This window comes from Vibrio sp. 10N.222.55.B11, assembly GCF_041473705.1.
Taxonomy (GTDB): Bacteria; Pseudomonadota; Gammaproteobacteria; order Enterobacterales; family Vibrionaceae; genus Vibrio; species Vibrio crassostreae_C.
On sequence record NZ_JBFRST010000005.1, the window covers coordinates 57,811 to 77,130 of the forward strand.

The 19,320-nt window shown below is 45.4% G+C and carries 17 protein-coding genes and 2 tRNA genes; 7 read left to right on the plus strand and 12 right to left on the minus strand.

Annotated features, from left to right (window positions below):
- The first annotated feature begins 6 nt into the window (after positions 1-6).
- The 3 genes from AB4503_RS03555 to AB4503_RS03565 all read left to right on the plus strand — a co-directional run bounded on the left by AB4503_RS03555 (position 7) and on the right by AB4503_RS03565 (position 3,013).
- The gene (locus AB4503_RS03555) at positions 7-816 is read left to right on the plus strand and encodes a transporter substrate-binding domain-containing protein (RefSeq protein ID WP_372113652.1); all 810 of its coding nucleotides are present in this window, start codon (positions 7-9) and stop codon (positions 814-816) included.
- Between the two features lie 133 nt (positions 817-949).
- Positions 950-1,876, plus strand: a complete 927-nt coding sequence (locus tag AB4503_RS03560; protein WP_371693959.1) for an amino acid ABC transporter permease — start codon at positions 950-952, stop codon at positions 1,874-1,876.
- Between the two features lie 192 nt (positions 1,877-2,068).
- Complete coding sequence (locus tag AB4503_RS03565) at positions 2,069-3,013, plus strand: ADP-ribosylglycohydrolase family protein (RefSeq protein WP_372113655.1); 945 nt, start codon at positions 2,069-2,071, stop codon at positions 3,011-3,013.
- A gap of 63 nt (positions 3,014-3,076) precedes the next feature.
- On the opposite strand, the gene AB4503_RS03570 is transcribed toward AB4503_RS03565, so the two are convergent.
- A complete protein-coding gene (locus tag AB4503_RS03570; protein ID WP_372113657.1) occupies positions 3,077-3,958 on the minus strand; it encodes a LysR substrate-binding domain-containing protein in 882 nt (293 codons plus the stop codon).
- Between the two features lie 102 nt (positions 3,959-4,060).
- On the opposite strand from AB4503_RS03570, the gene AB4503_RS03575 reads away from it, so the two are divergent.
- Positions 4,061-4,672 (plus strand): LysE family translocator, encoded by a 612-nt coding sequence (locus tag AB4503_RS03575; protein ID WP_371725281.1) that lies wholly within the window; start codon positions 4,061-4,063, stop codon positions 4,670-4,672.
- Positions 4,673-4,740: 68 nt separating this feature from the next.
- On the opposite strand, the gene AB4503_RS03580 is transcribed toward AB4503_RS03575, so the two are convergent.
- From AB4503_RS03580 to AB4503_RS03605, 6 genes are all read right to left on the minus strand, one after another.
- Positions 4,741-5,928 (minus strand): DUF1501 domain-containing protein, encoded by a 1,188-nt coding sequence (locus AB4503_RS03580; protein ID WP_102333476.1) that lies wholly within the window; start codon positions 5,926-5,928, stop codon positions 4,741-4,743.
- A gap of 8 nt (positions 5,929-5,936) precedes the next feature.
- Complete coding sequence (locus AB4503_RS03585; RefSeq protein WP_108180121.1) at positions 5,937-7,298, minus strand: DUF1800 family protein; 1,362 nt, start codon at positions 7,296-7,298, stop codon at positions 5,937-5,939.
- A 140-nt stretch (positions 7,299-7,438) separates the two neighbouring features.
- Positions 7,439-7,870 carry a GNAT family N-acetyltransferase gene (locus AB4503_RS03590; RefSeq protein ID WP_372113659.1) on the minus strand — a complete coding sequence of 144 codons (432 nt, stop codon included), beginning with the start codon at positions 7,868-7,870 and terminating at the stop codon, positions 7,439-7,441.
- A 92-nt stretch (positions 7,871-7,962) separates the two neighbouring features.
- Positions 7,963-8,457 carry a GNAT family N-acetyltransferase gene (locus AB4503_RS03595; protein WP_108093110.1) on the minus strand — a complete coding sequence of 165 codons (495 nt, stop codon included), beginning with the start codon at positions 8,455-8,457 and terminating at the stop codon, positions 7,963-7,965.
- A gap of 72 nt (positions 8,458-8,529) precedes the next feature.
- A complete protein-coding gene (locus tag AB4503_RS03600) occupies positions 8,530-8,868 on the minus strand; it encodes a zinc ribbon domain-containing protein YjdM (protein WP_004731484.1) in 339 nt (112 codons plus the stop codon).
- 179 nt (positions 8,869-9,047) lie between these two features.
- The gene (locus AB4503_RS03605) at positions 9,048-10,211 is read right to left on the minus strand and encodes a threonine/serine exporter family protein (protein ID WP_004731486.1); all 1,164 of its coding nucleotides are present in this window, start codon (positions 10,209-10,211) and stop codon (positions 9,048-9,050) included.
- Positions 10,212-10,736: 525 nt separating this feature from the next.
- On the opposite strand from AB4503_RS03605, the gene AB4503_RS03610 reads away from it, so the two are divergent.
- From AB4503_RS03610 to AB4503_RS03620, 3 genes are all read left to right on the plus strand, one after another.
- Positions 10,737-10,811, plus strand: a tRNA-Gly gene (locus AB4503_RS03610).
- 38 nt (positions 10,812-10,849) lie between these two features.
- A tRNA-Gly gene (locus AB4503_RS03615) sits at positions 10,850-10,924 on the plus strand.
- A 307-nt stretch (positions 10,925-11,231) separates the two neighbouring features.
- On the plus strand, positions 11,232-11,489 hold the full coding sequence (locus AB4503_RS03620; protein WP_065583933.1) for a hypothetical protein: 258 nt from the start codon (positions 11,232-11,234) through the stop codon (positions 11,487-11,489).
- 126 nt (positions 11,490-11,615) lie between these two features.
- On the opposite strand, the gene AB4503_RS03625 is transcribed toward AB4503_RS03620, so the two are convergent.
- The 5 genes from AB4503_RS03625 to AB4503_RS03645 all read right to left on the minus strand — a co-directional run bounded on the left by AB4503_RS03625 (position 11,616) and on the right by AB4503_RS03645 (position 19,138).
- Positions 11,616-12,146, minus strand: coding sequence for a cupredoxin family protein (locus AB4503_RS03625; RefSeq protein WP_372113662.1), 531 nt, complete (start codon positions 12,144-12,146; stop codon positions 11,616-11,618).
- Between the two features lie 107 nt (positions 12,147-12,253).
- Positions 12,254-15,397, minus strand: coding sequence for an efflux RND transporter permease subunit (locus AB4503_RS03630; protein ID WP_372113664.1), 3,144 nt, complete (start codon positions 15,395-15,397; stop codon positions 12,254-12,256).
- Complete coding sequence (locus AB4503_RS03635) at positions 15,394-17,136, minus strand: efflux RND transporter periplasmic adaptor subunit (protein ID WP_372113665.1); 1,743 nt, start codon at positions 17,134-17,136, stop codon at positions 15,394-15,396. Before AB4503_RS03635 ends, AB4503_RS03630 begins: the two co-directional genes overlap by 4 nt.
- Before the next feature lie 10 nt (positions 17,137-17,146).
- The gene (locus tag AB4503_RS03640) at positions 17,147-18,574 is read right to left on the minus strand and encodes a TolC family protein (RefSeq protein WP_372113704.1); all 1,428 of its coding nucleotides are present in this window, start codon (positions 18,572-18,574) and stop codon (positions 17,147-17,149) included.
- 99 nt (positions 18,575-18,673) lie between these two features.
- Positions 18,674-19,138, minus strand: coding sequence for a hypothetical protein (locus AB4503_RS03645; protein WP_372113667.1), 465 nt, complete (start codon positions 19,136-19,138; stop codon positions 18,674-18,676).
- Positions 19,139-19,320: the final 182 nt, after the last annotated feature.

Sequence of the window (19,320 nt, forward strand, 5' to 3'; positions counted from 1 at the left end):
ATCAGCATGAAGCTATTTAAAACCGCGATTACAGCCCTACTTGCGCTTGCCGTAAGTTTGCCTGCACTTGCTTCTGAAACGCCTAACCTCGATAAAATCAACGAACGTGGCTCACTGCGCGTTGGTATGTCGACATTTGTTCCTTGGGCGATGCGTAACAAACAAGGCGATCTCGTTGGCTTTGAAATCGACGTGGCGAAACGCGTTGCCGAAGACTCTGGTTGGAAAGTCGAATTTGTACCTACGGCATGGGACGGTATTATCCCTTCTCTATTATCGAAAAAATTTGATGTAATCATCGGCGGTATGTCTATCACTGAAGCTCGTGCTAAAAGCGTATTGTTCACTGAACCTTACTCGCACTCTGGCGTTCAACTGGCGGCTAATAAAGAGCTAGCGGAAGGTTTTACTCAGATCTCTGATTTTGATTCTCGCCGTGTAAAAATTGCAGCACGTCGTGGAGCATTCACGGTTCAAGTCGCTCGTGAAACCTTCCCTAAGGCGAAAGTTCTACAGTTCGATGACGATGCTCAAGCATTCCAAGAAGTGTTGAACGGCAACGCACACGCGGTTATTGCGTCTAGCCCGAAACCAGAACACGAAACGATCAAAAACGCAGACACGCTATTTATTCCATTTGAAGAGCGTCTATCAAAAGGTAACGAAGCATTTGCAGTTCGCCTAGGTGAAACTGACAAGGCAGAATTCTTCAACGAATGGATCAAAGCACGTACTGAAGACGGTTGGTTGAAAGAGCGTTACGAGTACTGGTTCTCTACTCTAGATTGGCAAGACCAGATTGCTCAAGGTCAGTAATCAGAACTTTTGCTGGTGAATCGAGGCAGTGCGTTGTCTGCACTGCCTCGATTCGGCAACTTGATTCGCTTTATTGATGATCTAAAACTCAACAAAACAGCCTACTAATTATTATTGTTTAAACAGGAATGACGTGAGTAGTACTAGCGCATTGACAACACCTAAGCCCAACGTTCATATGAAGCCTTGGTATCAACGCCTTAACCTTTTGGATGGCGTGTTACTCGCTGTCATGTGTGTGTTTGCAGGCTGGCTTTATTATCGTTCTGCTGTTGGTATTAACTACCAATGGCGCTGGGAAGATGCGTTTACCCTGATTTTCATTCCACCTTCTCAAGGCAGTATTCCCTATTTTTTCCAAGGCTTGATCGCAACGCTGCGCTTAAGTTTATGGAGTATGGTGTTAGCACTCTCTTTTGGCACATTGTTAGGTGTGGCAAGACACTCAAAGATCGCTTTTTTCAAAACACCGGCACTGATTTTCATTCAGTTGGTTCGAAATATTCCGCCACTGGTGTTTGTCTTCATATTCTATTTCTTCGTTTCTAACCAGCTGATCCCATTACTTGGTTTAGAAAGCATTTTACGTGAACACAACGGCGAGATTAATGCTGTTCAAGATTTCCTGTTCGGCCCAGCTAACCTTTGGGAAAACTTGGCGTCTGGTGTTATCTGTATTGGCTTGCTCTCTTCTGCTTATATTGCTGAAGTGATTAGAGCTGGCTTAGAAGGTATTCCTAAAGGCCAATGGGAAGCGGCCGATTCACTCGGTCTGTCTGCATTGTCTAAGTATCGATTTGTTGTCGGCCCGCAAGTATTAACGGCTATCACACCGCCATTGGCTGGCCAAGCAATATCTTTGGTTAAAGACACGTCGATTGTGTCTCTGATTTCTATCCAAGAGATGACGTTTGTTGGTACTGAGATGGCAAACTCTTCAGGTTTGATCTTTGAGATCTGGCTCATTGTTGGCTTCGTATATTTTGCTTTGTGCTTTGCGCTTTCACGTCTTTTCAAAGTAATTGAGCAGCGCTCTAGTACCTATCTCAACCATCAATAACACCACCAATCAAAAATACGAATTCACCAGACTATTCATCGCCCTTATCAATTTCACCTGATTGGTTTAAGCTATTGACCAATCAGGATTTATCCCTTCATATTTCTTATTAGAAACACAGCAAAATGCTCGCCTAATCACTATACTTAAAGTATCGAACTACGTTGATTCTTCTCAAGGACATCACTCAACATGGACAATCATAAAGAAAGAGCTTTTTACGCCGTTGTTGGCGCATTGGTTGGAGACGCCGCTTCAATGGGGCTGCACTGGCTGTATGACCAAGAGAGGATCTTACACGTAGCTGGTTTTGAGCCTGAATTTCGCTCACCGAATCGGTTCGATTATCAAGACAAAGGCTACTTTGCGCACCAAGGTAAAACCGCAGGCGAGCAATCGCAATATGGTGCTCAGTTATTGGCGATGGTCGACAGCTTAGTCGAAAACCAAAAATACGATGAAGCGAACTATATTCAACATTTCCGCTTCTGGTTTGATTTTGGCGGCAGTTGGCAAGGCTACATTGATAAAGCAACGCGCATGAGCTTGTTGAACATCCATCAATTAGAACTAGAGGACGCCCCGATTACTGCCTGTGGCGCAGACGATACGCAACTTCCCGCAGTTTCAAAGATCATTCCATTAGTAGCCTGTACTTACACCTCTCACACTTTGCCAGCTATGGTAGAGAGTGCGGTTCGAGTGACCAACAACAACGACAAAGCCGTGGAATGGGCACAAGCCATCACGTTATTGGTTCAAGCGGCAATTCAAGGCAACTCTCCACTGCAATCGGTAGAAATGGTGCGACAAACTTGTAGCAAGTTCATACACGATCAAATCGACGAAGCACTGGCTGATCCTGAGCTTTCGATTACAGATGCCGCGAAGAAGTTTGGATTGCATTGTGAACTGAGTGCCGCGTTCCCCTTGCTGATTCGCATTATTGCAGGTGCTCAGAGTTATCAACAAGGCATTCGCGACAACATCTTATGTGGTGGTGACAGCTGCGGTCGTGCGATTGTAATTGGCGCGGTATTAGCGGCGTGTTTCTACGAAGGAGATGGCGAAATTCCAACCGAATGGCTAAAACAAGTCGAACTCAATGGTGGCGTGCTGTCTTTGCCTATTGAGTGATTTCCACAACAACGAACTAGAGCCTGACATAAGACAAGCACACTTCTAGGTCGGATGTCGTTCCTATAAAGTTGGAACACACTGCGATAACTCATTCTTCAGCCAAACAACAAACGGGCTTTCTGGCTCTTCATGGTTGCTATCTTGCGTGAGCAATATGTACTGGTGACCAGAAGGTACGAAGCCAAACGGCGCGATCAAGTTACCTCTTTCAAGATCGTCGGCGACAAGTGGATAAGACCCAAGCGCTATGCCTAACCCATCGACAGCCGCCTGAAAGCAAAAGTAGAAGTGTGCAAATGTTTGGTTCGCTCGAGCTTTTGACCACTCTCCACCATTAACTTTATCTATAGTGATAGCACCCCAATGACTCCAAGCATCTGGCCGTGTACTGCTGTGCAGTAATTTCACATCATCTAAGTTATCTTTTACCTGCTGCCAATAACCCGGGGAACACACAGGGCCTACCCACTCTTCAACTAGCGGCATCTGTTCGTAACGCTCGGTTAATTTAAAGTCATCTCGGCGAATCGCCATATCGAGCCCTGTCGCATTCAAGTTCACAGGCCCACCAGCAGTCGACAATCGAACATCAATTCCGGATTCGTTATAGAAATCACCGAGTCGAGGCATTAACCAACGCATGGTCAATGTGGGTTCGCATGAAACTTCCAACGCTTGATGATTCAGCTGATTAAGCTTATGGACTCCAGTCTCCAAGGCTTGGAACGCTTGCTCTGTGTAACCTTTGAGTAATTCCCCTTCTTTGGTGAGACACACATTCCTGCCCTGTTTGTAGAACAAAACTTGGGATAAGTGATTTTCCAATACCTTGATCTGCTTACTCACCGCGCCATGTGTGATATTGAGTTTATCCGCCGCTTCACTGTAACTACTCGAATGCGCTGCTACGTGGAAAATATGAAATGCTTTCAAATGTCTCATGTGTGATTTTTTCTCACAGATAGGTAGAATTCATTTCGATTATAGGCAGCAATAAAAAACCATACAATGCTGGCTCATCAAATATAAAGAGTTGGAGTCATTATGGAGTGGTTAAGCCTAGCAGTATTGGGACTATTGATTGTTATCAGCCCAGGCGCTGATTTCGTTTTAGTTTTGAAAAACAGTGTCAACCAAGGAAGACAAGCAGGGATTTGGACTGCAATCGGTGTGAGTTTAGCGATTTGTGCTCACATCAGTTATTCAATGCTTGGGATCAGTTACTTAATCTCACAGAATGAGCAGCTGTTTGACATGATTAGATACGCAGGTGCAACCTACCTTATTTATCTAGGGCTAAAAGGTATCTTGAGTGCGGACAACAAGCTTGCACCGATGGAAGATGCAAAGCAAAGCACCAGTGTTTGGCGCTATTTAGCCCAAGGCTTCTTATGTAACGTGCTCAACCCAAAAACCATGTTGTTCTTTTTGAGCATCTTCAGCCAAGTCATCTCACCTGATGCAGAAAACCAGCATGTCGCGCTCGGCTATGGGCTTTACATGATCGTTCTTCACGGTTTATGGTTTGGCGTTGTCGCTATGCTGTTTACTTCGAATACATTGCAAAAGCATCTATTGAGAGCAAAGAAAAGGCTTAATCAAGCATGTGGATTTGGCTTAGTGACGTTCGGAGCACTGTTGGCGATTAAATCGTAAACAAGCGAGTCACAAATAGAGAGCGATTCAAACGACTGAATCGCATCTAACTGGGTCTTGGTAAAACTCTAAACAAGATTCATCGGTCTAATATCGGCACTATCAGGGAAGATAGCGTTGAGTTGTTTCACTTCTATCGATAAATGTCGGTTGAGCACACCCTTGATAACCGAACGCATATCAGTCGTTGGACTAAGGTCTCGGCCTTCATATAGCTGGCTTTGGCTCAAGCCCGGCCAATTGGTAATAACCTTACCACCCGCTCCTTTCAACGATGGCAGCGCACCACCCGCAACAAACATGACGTTGCCAGTGCCATGGTCGGTGCCTTTGGTGCCGTTTTCTTTTGCTGTTCGACCAAATTCACTGGCCGCGATGATCACTGTCTTCTGCCAACGATCACCTAGTGAAGCTTTGAGAGCCGCTAACCCAACATCCAAAGTTTTAAGCTGATTACTCAACCGTCCATTTACGTTGCCTTGATTGGCGTGAGTGTCCCACCCACCGAGTTCTAACGCTGCGATGTTTGGTCCGTTATCAGCCGACAATATGTCGCCTGTTTTACCCATCAATGATTTAAACTGTTTGCCGACACCTTGGTCGCCTACCAGTTGATCTATCTTCATGACACTTTCAAAGTTTGAAGACAGCATTTGGTCACTTTGAAACAACTCTTCCAGCAGTTCCGTTTGTTTATCACGTGTTTTTAAGCGGTTTGGGTACCAACTTGCAACGGTCGATTCGCCCTGCATGATGAGTGGTAAGCCCGAATCAATCGCTATTCCATCGTATTTTTCTGAGCTCAACGTGAGTAAACGGTTAATCCACCCTACGGTGTTAAACGGGTCGGAAGTGCCATTCTCTAATATTTTCTGTCCATCAAAATGTGAGCGCTCGCGATAAGCGGTTGAACAAGCGTGTACAAAGCTGAGTTCGTTACTCTCATACCATTGATGGCATTGCTTTAGGGATGGGTGAAGCCCAAAGAAATCATCCAACTTCACTAGCTGTTCAGGTTTTAATCCGATGTTGGGTCTCAAATTAGAGTAATCCGGATCGGCATGCGGCACTACAACATTTAAACCATCCATCGCGCCACGCAGTGATACCCAAATGAAGATATTGTCTGAACCTGTTTTGGCAAAGCTTGGAAATGGCAGCATCGCACTGACGCCAACAGCCGCCGCAATACCCATGAACTGGCGGCGGTTAATACTATGTGGCGCTTTATTCTGAGAACAATCTGACTTTTTCATACCCACTCCTAACGATATTGAAACTGCGGACTTAGCCACAACAGGGAAAGTTGCATTGCAGCACTGTCGGCTTTGTTCAATACAATTTGGGTGTGTTCATCAATAGCATCGCCATATAAACCCGCGATCACTTTATCCACTACCGCTTTCGGCTTAACTCCTGACGCTTTAGCCGATTTTATTGCAGTAGACGCAAGCCTATTCGCAACTTGCATACGTTGAGTCAACGCCGAAGGGCTATTGTAGTCTCTGTCTTGATCCGACCACCCTGCAGGTGAACCCGGTTTAAAAGGAGGCTGCCCTAAATTGTTGAGTGCATTGAATGCCTGTTTCTCGTTTAAAGAAATATCGGCACTACGAAGGACGGCAAACAGCCACTCCTTCGGCGGTCTAAAACGATTGGGGTTAGGTTTATTCGCCTCAGCGCTGTTCAATAACAAGCGATAGATAGGCAGTAAATCTCCCTCGCCTTTCAGATATTCAGCAACCATTTGCTCTGAGAGTTCTTTAGATATGTCGCCAATGAAATGCTGGCAAAGCTTATCAACCAAGTGCGCAGCAGTGTCTTTGTGGGTCGCTAAGGTTTTTAAACACGACTCTCCTTGCGAGACCCCGGATTGAGAATAGGACTTTCCAAGCAGTGTGATACTTCCTGGCTCATGCAGATTATTAGCGAATCGAAAACCAGCATCAGGAGATTTGAATTTAATGCCCCAGCCTGAAATGCCTTTTGCTAAAGCAATAACATCTTGCTGAGTATAAGAACCGTCAACGCCAAGAGTGTGGAGTTCTAAGATCTCACGAGCGAGGTTCTCATTGAGCCCCTTATTACGGCGCTTTCCGACTTTTGAATTGGGACCAATCGAGAGTTGATTATCGAGATACAGAAGCATCGCAGGATGTTTAGAAGAAGCCATCAGCATCTCGCCAAAGTTACCATTCCAATGCTGGCGAACCACATCGTTTTCAATGCTGGCGGCCAAGGGCATCAGTTTTCGATTATCGACCGAGATGGCGAAGTGATTGCTCCAAAACTGAATGATGCGCTCTTGAAAACCATAAGGAGTTTCAACACTTTGTAGGTGGCGAGCTTGAGCTTGTTGTCGATACTGCGTTCGAAGAAAAGACTGCGCTTCTTTCTTCGTGGCTTGCATCTGTTGTTCGTCACCCTTGGCCTTCATTCGTTGTACACGATTCTCTCCTACTTTAATCAGAGTAGATTCAGTACTCGGTAAGTCTTGTATAGCTTGGTGAACGAATGGCTTTTTATCCAACTGTTCTACAGGAGAATAATAGGTTGTTTGACCTAGTTTTGGCCCAAAGCCAAACCTTTGTTCACCCACGATTTTTGAAGTCGGGTAATAATTCATTGCACACTCCCTTACGCTCGATCTTTTCTAAGTGTAATCGCTTAGTCATCAAGCATAGGGAGCTTTACAAGGTTTTACGTTAGATAAGTGTCAGGTGCCTATCAAGTTACCGACACGGTGTGATCATTTTGAATGAGTGTCTATTTACGCCACATATAGACAAACTGATCGTTTTGCGAGGTGATTTCGAAGCCAAACCTTAAATACAACTCCCCAACTCGATTACCTTGCAGGTAACAAAGTTCGACGGGTTTATTGAGGCTGTCAGCCTTAGTTAAGCAATCTTTCAATACTTGGCTGCCAATGCCCTTTCCATGATACTCAGGCAGTAAGAAGAATCGACAAAAATAGAAGTGTTCGCCTTTGTCTTGCAACAACACACTGCCAATCGCTTTACCTTGATATTCAATGATTTCAGGCCGTTCTTCTGCCCACTCTTCGGCGTGTATATCTCGTTGAATTTGCTCATCCCAGCCAAATACGGCCTTGATCGGTTCAAACTCAGCGGCTTTCTTGAGCTCAAACAGAAATTCATAATCTGATGACTGAGCCGGTCTTGTTGAATACTTCAAAATACCTCCAACAATAATTGGCTATGGTTTCATTTTCGTTTAAGCCGGAATTCGGAGCCCCCGACACAACCAAAAATGCCACGCTTAAATGTTCATTTTGGTTCTAGTTGGTAACGTAAGACTTCGTGTTTATCTTGCTCTGAATAAAAGGTACTCAGGAATTGTCCACCGCACTTCTCAATGACCTTTTGCGAAGCAATATTGCCCCTATCACACGTAATAATAGCGCTTTCGGGCAATACGTGCCGTTGAACCCAAGACAACATATGACTTGCGATACCCCGCCCTCTGGTTTGCGGCAGGGTCTCATACCCGATATGTCCAATGACATCGTGAATGTACGGACTGGTGCCATGACGAACTCTTATCACTCCAAGAATACGTCCAGACTCGAAACAAAAATAAGTAGAAGCAGGCGTCCACCCTTCTGGCAAACCCTCACCTTTTGAATAAGCAATTCGTCTTTCCAAATAGGCATCACTGCCATCAGAAATGCCCGTGTAAATATCTAACCCATCTTCGGTACAGGCATTCACATAGTGATGAAAGGCAGTTGAATGTGAAAGAGCAGCTTTAACCATATCCATATGATGTTGATTCTCCAACGGCTTCTACGCTATTTAGTTCAGGAGCGACTCGCAATTTTGACCTATTATCGACTACTGCTTCTTAACGTACTTCGCCGTAACCAGCATTTCACCGCCACCATCCAGCTTGCAATCTAGTTGGTGATCTTTGCCTTCATTGATGCGTCGAATCACAGCTTTAGTACCAATTTTCAATACGCTAGAACTGCCTTTAATTTTTAGATCTTTAATGAAGGTAACTTTATCGCCACTTTCCAATACAACGCCATTCACGTCCTTAACACGCGCGGCTTCTCTTTCTAAACGCTCTTCTTCTGGGTTCCATTCGTAGGCGCACTCAGGGCAGATTAGGTTGTTTTGGTCTGGGTAAACATATTCAGATTGGCATTGCGGGCAAGGAGGTAGAGACATACGTTAATACTTAATTTAAATAGAATTTGTTCCATTTTAATGGCTCTTGTCAGGCTTAGCGAGCATAAATCTAACAAGTTTTACGGAGAGCTAATTGTCTTCAAAAAAGAGCAGCACCTAAAACGAACAAACACAGCCGCTAAGCTGTGTTTGTTTAAAGGTTTGAAAAGCGGAACGGCTTAACGTTCGACTTTTGGTGAGTAAATCGAGTAAGCGGTAATTTGCCCTGCCACGATTGCCGAGAACATGAATAACGCCGATAAACCAATACTCGGGATAGGCAAAATCGATTGTTCAAACACCGACTGGCTGGCACTCACTAATACTCGGCTACCCGGAACCAAGATGATGATCCCTTGCACGATATAAATAGAACCCGTGAGCTCCATCTTCTTGGCAATCCAAGTTCCGTACAAAGTAATAAGAACCGTCGTCACCCAAGTGCCGACAACCCAACCACTATCAAAACCTAGATAGAATGGGCCCCACATACCGAGAACGGCAACTGGCAAACCAAGTAAGATGTCTTTAGGGCGAGCATTGAACATCACACCGATAGACACAGAGATCAGCACCAAGCCAGATATGTGCATCCACATCGGTACCGCGTTGGTATAGTCGATGGAGACCGCTTGTCCCCATATCGCTTCACCGATGTTGAGCCCCATGATAATCCCGACAAACAGCTTAATCAGGGTTAAGGCGCTCTGCCCTAGCAAGCTGGTACCAGAAACCAAGTCATTAAACGCCAAACATTCTAATGCGTTAGCTATGGATAACCCGGGGACAAACAAGACAATCGAGGCGATACACAACGCCCACACCGGAATCGGCAACCCTGTGCTCGCCAGAAACGCCACGAAGATACCGGTTAGCAGTGCCGAGATGAACTCAACCGCGATAGCACGACGTGAATGAAGAACTTGCTGACATACCCACACCATCAAACCCAATAACGCAGAAAAGCCCACCGCTTCCAACGTACTGCCCACCAGCATCAAATAAGCAGGCGGAATACCCATATTGGCAAGTGCAGTCACAAATTTTGAGTAACCGACAGGTTCTGGTACAGGCTCACTGCTTGGCTGGTTAATACGAATGATCGTATTGGCCAACAAACTCAGGTTAATTGACGCAGGCTTTAGACGCTTAAGAATAACGGCGTTGTTATCGTCTGGAAATTGATAGTTAATCGCAGTTGGCGTTGCTTGGATCATCACATCCACACCATGCTTTTTTGCATAGAATTGAGTGTATTTCTCTAGCTTGTAAGGAGCACAGCCACTGCGGTGAAGAGTGTCACCAATTTCAACAATTTTGTTAATTCGGAACTGAGAAGGCATGGGTATTTTAGGGGAGACAAAATGTGCGGCAAATGTACCAAACGATAGACGGAATGACGAGACTTTTGCGTGAATTATCAACTGAACTCGTTACTTTTTTCTGCAAAGGCTTATAAGTGTCTATAACTCTACTCATTTGGGATTAGTTTACTGAATGTTTTGACAGGCTGATAAGTTAAATTTATGCATTCAGATTGTTATTATCGGATGCTAAAACACGAATAAAAATCAGTTTATGTTAACACTCCAAATTCCTTAATTTTCAGGAGATTTATGACAACCAAGCACCACTGAAACAGGTTTATAAATTAAGGCGGATTTATCGCAAAAAGCAACATGACATTTACTATTATTTCTCGCCCTCCTTTTTTAGAGATTTTAGTCACATTTTATTCACTCTGAAAACGCCGAACATGATGGAAAAACTAGCGGAGTGGTGGTTATGCGAGCACTTAGAATAAAAATGAAAGAAAAAGGTTTCGTTTTCAGTTAGATGTGGCATTATCAAACTCGTTAAGACGATGTGCGTGCATCGTATAATGGCTATTACCTCAGCCTTCCAAGCTGATGATGCGGGTTCGATTCCCGCTGCACGCTCCAGTCTTCTTGATACCTCAGTCTTACTCTTAAGACAGTGTGCGTGCATCGTATAATGGCTATTACCTCAGCCTTCCAAGCTGATGATGCGGGTTCGATTCCCGCTGCACGCTCCAACTTATCCTTACGCTCCATGACGTGCTTTCTTCCAGCGACACGCTATTCAAAAACTTTCTCCGTTAGTTAAATCCATAGTCATTAAATCTATACTGATTAAACTTATTTTGTTTAAGCTTAGATTGACCAACCAAAGCTATTAACTCCTTAATTCGCTTCGTATTTCTGACACCTATCCAAATCACACATTGCAGTTCAGCTTTTAATGATTTTCAAAATTGTTCCAATTTAATAATCTTGGTCAATATCTGCAAAAATCATTGTGTTAATGTGCGCGCATTAGCAACAACCCATAAATAATAAAAAATGTTTAAAAGCAATGAGTTAACAATTAGCATCGAAGCAATTAATGTCGCGCTAGCAAAAGTTGAAAATGCCAATAAAATTCAGCTAGATACATTGAAAGGTTATGTGAACAGCGAGCCTGAACAGGCTGTACTGGCTTTTCGATCGCTGAATGAAGCAGAGTCAATCGATGACAAGTTTAAAAAGATCATGGCAGAGCTACCGCATCTGAGCGGCGAAGCACACCATCTGCTTGAAACTTCTATCTTGCTACAGTGACTATAAATAAAGATAAGCCTCAGCGAATCCCTCACAGCAAAGCGCTTTAGGTATAAGTTAAGACTTATCTTTAATTTTCTAGCCCTCATTGAATTTCTAATTCAACAAAGCGCTATTGATTAACGTCTAAAGCGTTAACGACTTCACCATACCCGCTTCAGCGTGACCAGGGATATTGCACGCTAACTCTACGTTATTATCACCATGGAAATGCCACAGCAATTGCTTCGCTTTACCCGGCTGAACTGTAACTGTGCTGCCCGAGTCATGAGCGTGATTACCCATGTTTTTCATCATTTCACGGTGCTCTAGCTGCTCTGAAGCAGAACCAATCGAAAATTCGTGATCAATCTTGCCTGTATTCATCACAACAAACTGCACTACGTCATTTGGCTCTATATCGACCTTGTTTTTAAATGTGATTTTCATATCATCACTTAGCAGCACATGAACCACTTTATCGGGCTTCGCGCCTTGAGCTGGCATCCCCACTTCTGACATACCTTCCATGTCCATCATTCCATCCATATTCATCATCTTTGAATGGTCCATCTTTCCACTCGTCATCATACTGTGATCCATTTTTGAATGGTCCATTGCAGCAAAAGCGGTTGCTGTAGTCAGTGTTAGAGCGATAGCAATTAGTGTCTTTTTCATCGTCGTTCCTTAGATTAATTCAGTTATTTATTTGTTAGTTTCACATGTTCATATGGTGCGCCCTTACCTACTCCTGTCTCGCAAGTAAGGGCTTTATAGTCAGTGCGTTATTTACTTGTCTCGTTTTGGCTATGCGTAATCTCACGCTGTTTCCAGAGCTTAAAGATTGCAGGCAAAACCAGTAGGGTAAGCAACAATGCCGACGCCATTCCGCCTATCATCGGCGCAGCAATTCGCTGCATCACTTCAGAGCCCGTACCTTCGCCGTACATAATTGGAATGAGGCCAATGATCACCGTAAGCACCGTCATCATCACTGGGCGAACTCGAAGCCCTGCCCCCTCACGAATGGCATCGGTTAAATCAGTAAGTTGAAGTTTTTGTTGGTTCTGTTCGGCATCGAGTTTTTTGTAATGCCACGCCTGGTTGAGGTACACCAACATGATCACACCTATCTCGACAGCTACCCCGGTAAGGGCGATAAAGCCCACACCCACCGCAATCGAGAAGTTGTAATTGAGGACATGCATCAGCCATAGACCACCAACCATCGCGAGTGGCAATGTCAGCATAATCATCATCACCTCACCGACACGGCGGAAGCTGAGGTAGAGCAATAACATGATGATGGCGATGGTAATTGGCACAACGACACTTAAACGTTCTTTGGCGCGCTCCATGTATTCGTATTGACCAGACCATGCCAGTGAATATCCGGCAGGCAAGACGATTTGATCGGTAACGACTTTTTGCGCCTCTGCCACATAAGAACCAAGGTCGCGACCTTCGATGTCAACGAACACCCAGCCATTAGGACGCGCGTTCTCCGTCTTAATCATTGGTGGCCCATCTTCATAGCGAATATCCGCGACATCAGACAAAGCAATTCGCGCTCCATTTGGTGTCACTAACGGCAGGTTCTGCAGCTTAACGACAGAATCACGATAGCTTTGCGGATAACGGACATTGATTGGATAACGCTCTAGCCCTTCTACCGTTTCGCCGACATTCATACCGCCAACTGCGGTCGAAATAACCTGCTGAACCTCTTTGATGCTTAATCCGTAACGAGCAGCAGAGCGGCGCTTGATGTCTATCGTGACATAACGACCACCCGCAACACGCTCAGCGTAGACAGAAGCAGTACCACTCACGCTATTGAGGATGGGTTCAAGTTGAGAGCCAATATCCTCAATCACGCTCAGATCTGGGCCTGCGATTTTGATACCAATTGGCGTTTTAATACCCGTCGCCAACATGTCGATACGTGTTTTGATTGGCATGACCCAAGCGTTGGTCAAACCGGGGAATTGAATCAGATCATCAAACTCTTTACGCAGAGACTCCGTAGTGACACCGTCACGCCACTGTTCTCGCGGTTTAAGCTGAATAACCGTTTCAATCATAGTCAGTGGCGCAGGATCGGTTGCTGTCTCTGCTCGACCAATTTTGCCCCACGTGGTTTCGACTTCTGGAATGGTTTTGATGAGCTTGTTGGTTTGTTGCAACAACTCACGAGCCTTGCCTATTGAGATACCCGGATACGTGGTTGGCATGTACATCAAATCCCCTTCGTCCAAAGGAGGGATGAATTCACTACCAAGCTTACTGGTTGGGTAATAAGCAGACGCCATTAAGCCAAGTGCGATAACAATCATCACCTTTGGATATTTTAGGCTGAGATTTAGAAGCGGCTTGTACATCGCCACTAGGCTGCGGTTTACTGGGTTTTTGTGTTCAGGTAGCACGTTGCCACGAATGAAGTAACCCATTAGCACAGGCACAAGCGTGATAGCCAAACCGGCTGCAGCGGCCATTGCATACGTCTTGGTAAACGCAAGTGGCGAGAACATCTTGCCCTCTTGCCCTTCTAGCGCGAACACAGGCACAAAACTCAAGGTAATGATAATCAGAGAGAAGAACAGCGGCGCGCCAACTTCTTCTGCTGCCTTACCAATCACTTGCCAACGGTTTTTGTCAGTGAGCGGAGTCCGTTCAATGTGTTTATGAACGTTCTCGATCATCACTATGGCACCATCCACCATGGCGCCAATCGCAATCGCGATCCCGCCAAGAGACATGATATTGGCGTTAATACCCTGCCAATGCATCACAATGAATGCAACTAAGATACCAACAGGCAGACTTAGCGCGATAACCAGTGATGTTCGGATATGGAACAAGAACAGCGCACACACGACGGCGACCACGATGAACTCTTCAGCCAGCTTCTTCCAAAGGTTTTCAACGGCTGAATCAATCAAAGTAGAACGGTCATAAGTTGCGACAATCTCGACACCATCAGGCAAGCCAGCTTGCAGTTCAGCGAGCTTGGATTTCACCGAGTCGATCACTTCACTGGCATTTTCACCAAAGCGCATCACAATAACGCCGCCAACCGCTTCACCCTCACCGTTGAGCTCCGAGATACCGCGACGCATTTGCGGGCCAAGATTAATGTCAGCAATGTCACCTAATAGCAACGGAGTACCTTTGTCGGTCACTTTTAGCGGCAGAGATTGAATGTCTTCAATGCTTGTGAGGTAACCGGTTGTACGAACCATATGCTCGGCTTCGGCAATCTCAACAACAGACGCCCCTGTTTCTTGATTACCATCTTGGATTGCCTTGTTGACTTGCTGAAGCGTTAGGTCATAAGCACGTAACTTGGCAGGATCAATCTGTACTTGGTACTGCTTCACCATGCCGCCAACGGTCGCCACTTCAGACACGCCTTCTACGGTTTGCAACTCATACTTCAAGAACCAATCTTGCAAACTACGAAGTTCCGCTAAGTCGTGCTGACCTGTTTTATCTTGCAGAACATAGCTGTAGACCCAGCCCACACCGGTTGCATCTGGCCCTAGTGTTGGCTTAGCACTCGAAGGCAAGTTAGGTGCAACTTGGCTTAGGTACTCCAGCACTCGTGAACGTGCCCAGTACATATCAGTATCGTCATTGAAGATGATATAGACATACGAATCGCCAAAGAACGAGTAGCCACGAACCGTTTCAGCACCCGGTACAGCTAACATGGCGGTGGTTAATGGATAAGTCACCTGATCCTCGACCACTTGCGGCGCTTGCCCCGGATAACTGGTTTTGATAATTACCTGAACATCTGATAAATCTGGAATGGCATCGACCGGTGTATTTTTAACGCTGTATAAGCCGCCAAATACGATGGCTACAGTAGCAACCAGCACTAAGAAGCGGTTGCTAATAGACCAGCGAATGATTGCATTGATCATAATGTGCCCTCACCCTTGCTATTCGTCGGTTCGAGAGATTTGAGCACATAATCTGAACCCTGCTTCGCTACTAGAAACCGAATGGTTTGACCCTCGGCAAACTCCGATAAATCAAGGTCATCACTGGCTTGGAAATTCATTTCACCCGCTTTCCAATTCCACTCAGGGACTGGCTGATGTTTTACGGTGATCATGCCAAAATCTGCCATCAACATAGTGATGTCACCCGTTACCCAAACTTCGCCAGCGATCTTGTGTTTGTTCACCTTGTAATCCACAACCTCGTACTGCCCTGACTCTGTCTTTCTCATCTCAAAGTCAATTGCCTTACCACGTTTCACGTCACTCATGTCTAAGCCTTCCGCAAAGGTGAAATTCATCACCATACCCGGCCAATCCCATTCAGGAACAGGCTGATGGTTAATCGTCACCATACGGCTGCCTTGCATAACGTCGGAAATTTCACCGTTTGCCCACACGGTTTCAGCTTCTTCCTCAACACCATTGATGCGTGACAGATCAGCAGATTGGCTCGATTCAGAATCCAACATGAAGTGCGCAGAAGTGACAATGTTCTCACCTTGCTCTAGCCCTTGAAGCACCTCTATTTTTTCGCCAGCTTCACGACCAACCTCAATACGAGCAGAGCGATACTTGCCAGAACCTTCTGACATCACCACTCGAGTCATACCACCGGAGTGAATCACCGAAGATCTTGGGATAGTAAGAACCGCTTCATCACTAATGGGTTTTAGCGCAATATTTGCAAACATATTTGGCTTAAGCTCGCCATGGGGATTGGAGAACTTCAAACGAACGCGCAAGGTTCGAGTTTTCGGGTCCAGAATTGGGTAGACATAATCGACGTTGCCCTGCCACTCCTTACCGGGAATCGCATCCAGTGTCATTTCGGCATTGCTGCCTGATGAGATCCAGTGTGCTTGGCGCTCAAACACCTCAGCATCAACCCATACCTCGCCTAATGGGCCAGCACTGATCACCGCTTGTGCAGGTGAAAGATAACCACCTTCTCGAATATTCAGGCTAGCGATGACACCATCCGCAGGCGCTTTGATTTCGATGGTTTGCGAGGCTTTCCCTTTACGAGCGATGGATCGTATCTGCGCTTTATCTACACCTAGGGTGACCAAGCGTTCAGTCGAGCCCTTGATCAAACCTTTACGACCCGTTTTATAAGCACTGATCAACTCTTCTTGTGCTTTAACAAGCTCTGGAGAATAGAGTGTGAAAAGTACATCACCTTTGTTTACCTTCTCACCCACTGCGTTGATGTAGAGCTTCTCAACCCAACCAGCTGCTCTTACGTTGGTTTGCCACAATGTACTTTCATCGAACGCCACATAACCCACGGTTTCAATGCGCGGTGATAGCGCTTCTCGTGTGACTTGTGCGGTTTTCACGCCAAGGTTATTTTCCACGGAAGAATCAATAAACACGGTTCCGGGCTTATCTTTAGCTCCGCCGTTCACATCGTCTGCATACACAGGGATAAGATCCATCCCCATTGGCGACTGGCCCGGCTTATCACGCTGATAATTTGGGTCCATCGGAGCTACCCAATACAAAGGCTCATCGCTGGCCTGTTTACTTACATCTGCGCCTGTACTCGTTGCTATTGCTGACATGTCGTGTGCTGGATTAATCAGAAAATGGTTCACACCAAAACCCAATGCACCACCGACCAATAAAGCGATTGTTGCTACTTTTACTGAACTCATTATCTATCCCTTACTGATTCTCTGTGGTTACAAGCTGTGGTTGATTTACTTGGTATTCAAAGCCACTGACTAACGCCGCCAGTTTGCTGTTAACGATGTTGAGATCGGTGATCAAACGTTGTTGCTCTAACTTAAGCGCCAGCTCATCGGTCGTTGCTAAAATGACATCGTTAAACTGAGCGGTATTGTTTTGATAGCCCCTCTCAACCGCGCTGATTTGGGCTGCGGTTTGAGGAAGCAAGGACGTTTGATAGCGATCTAATCGCTGGATCAGATTTGATCTGTCCACCAGCAATGCGTTCACTTGGGCGTTCATTTGGGAAAGTAAGGTGTCTTTTTGAGATTTGGCCGCACCAACTTGATACTGAGCAGCCGATAAGTTCTTATCTTGTCGATTCCCCGTAAACAGCGGGATGTCGACAGTCAGATAGGCACTCACCAGATCAGAAGCTGGTTCACCCGCCATGTTATTGGCTTGACGGTGTGCATACATCACTTCCACCCCAAATTGTGGGGTATAAGCTTGCTCGGCTAACTCAACCTGAGTTTGATTAGAGGAAATACTGACATCGGAGATCTTAATCAAAGGATGGTCAGTCAGTAGCTGGTAGTGCTTGGTTGAATCGATATTGGTCGCTAATTTGCTTTCCAACAACGACCAATCGATTTGGTTAGTTGCATTCAGTGTGCCCTGAGAATCAAGAACCTGAGAGCCTAACCAATCAGATCCCAACCATTCAGAAAGCTGAGAGATTAAGCGGCGCTGAACTTGCTGGTTTGCCTGAAGTTTATCATCAAGCTTGCTCACTTGGAGCTGAGCATTAAGCAGATCTTGCGCTTCGCTTTTACCAATCGAGTAATTGGTTTGTACATAGTTTTCAAGCTCAACCAACAAACGACGATTTTGACGAATCACCGACTCAGCCTTTTGCTGATAACCTAACTTAAGCCAAAGCTGCGTCATGCTATTCGCAACCGTCAATTCTCTTGCTTGCACCTGCAAAGCTAAAGCATCTGCCTGTTGGCCTGCCTTTTTTTGTTGAAGGTTAAGCGTATCGCCACGCTCAAACTGCTGCATCAACCCTACCGATATATTGGTCATCGGGTCTTCGTCGAATTGAAAACTATCGACAGGCAAACCGCCAAATCCAACTTTTAATTTAGGATCCATTAAGGTCGAGCTGGCAATGCCCGTTTCTCGCATCGCTTGAGACTGAGCAAAGTACTGTTTGCGATTTCCATCTTCGCTTAAAGCAATCTCAATCAGTGTATTGAGTTGCTGCGTCGAGCTTGCTTGGTCATGTGCTGAAATGTGTTGAGCATTTGAAGCTGACGCCGTGGTAGCCGCGAGCGTAGCACTTGAAAACAAGGCCATAGGCAAGGTAGCAGCAACCACTAAGCTCGTGTTCATGACAAACACAGAGGTTGTTGGTTTCATATTCACAATGAATGTCCATATCTAGCGCTAATTAGCGCATAAAAAAGAATGGCTTATCAGGTTTATCTAACTGATAGAGCTGTATTTTTAGATATAGATTTATGCGGAAGGTGGGCGTAGCAAAGATTGAGCGCGTGCGACTTTCTGGCCAATCGTGACCGATTGAAAACGAGCTAATGAAAAGGAAAGTTGATCAACGGCTTGAACAGCCTGAATTGGATAGGGACTTGCAGAACACATTGAGGCACAGCAATCGGCACTCGAACAATGGTTACCCATCATCGGACTGCCGTCTTCGCTCATTGAAGAAATATCGAATTGAGCCATCAAAGCATGAGCACTCATGTTAGAGTCTTCAGCGTGTACTTCTTCACTCATCACATGACACCCTGCCATTGATTCATTAACCGAAGTATCGCTGTGGTAACAAGCCGACTTGCTCGACCCCATTTCCATCATCATTACTTCAGTCATCAAGGCTGAGGAGCTTGAGGCATAGCTAGACATCAACATCGCAATGATGCTGAAAACAATAATCCAAGTTTTTCGGAATGTGTTTGTCATAGCTTACCTTTGAATTTAAAACGCAACTATAAACGTTCCCCTTAGGGTAAGGTCAATGCCATTGTGCCGATATTTACCTGACCGTTGAAAAAGTATTCATCCTCTCTTTCATCAAAATGAGATAATTCTTCGACTTTGCAGTTTTTTCTTTAAAAATTATCCAATTAGCTAGCGAAACCTCT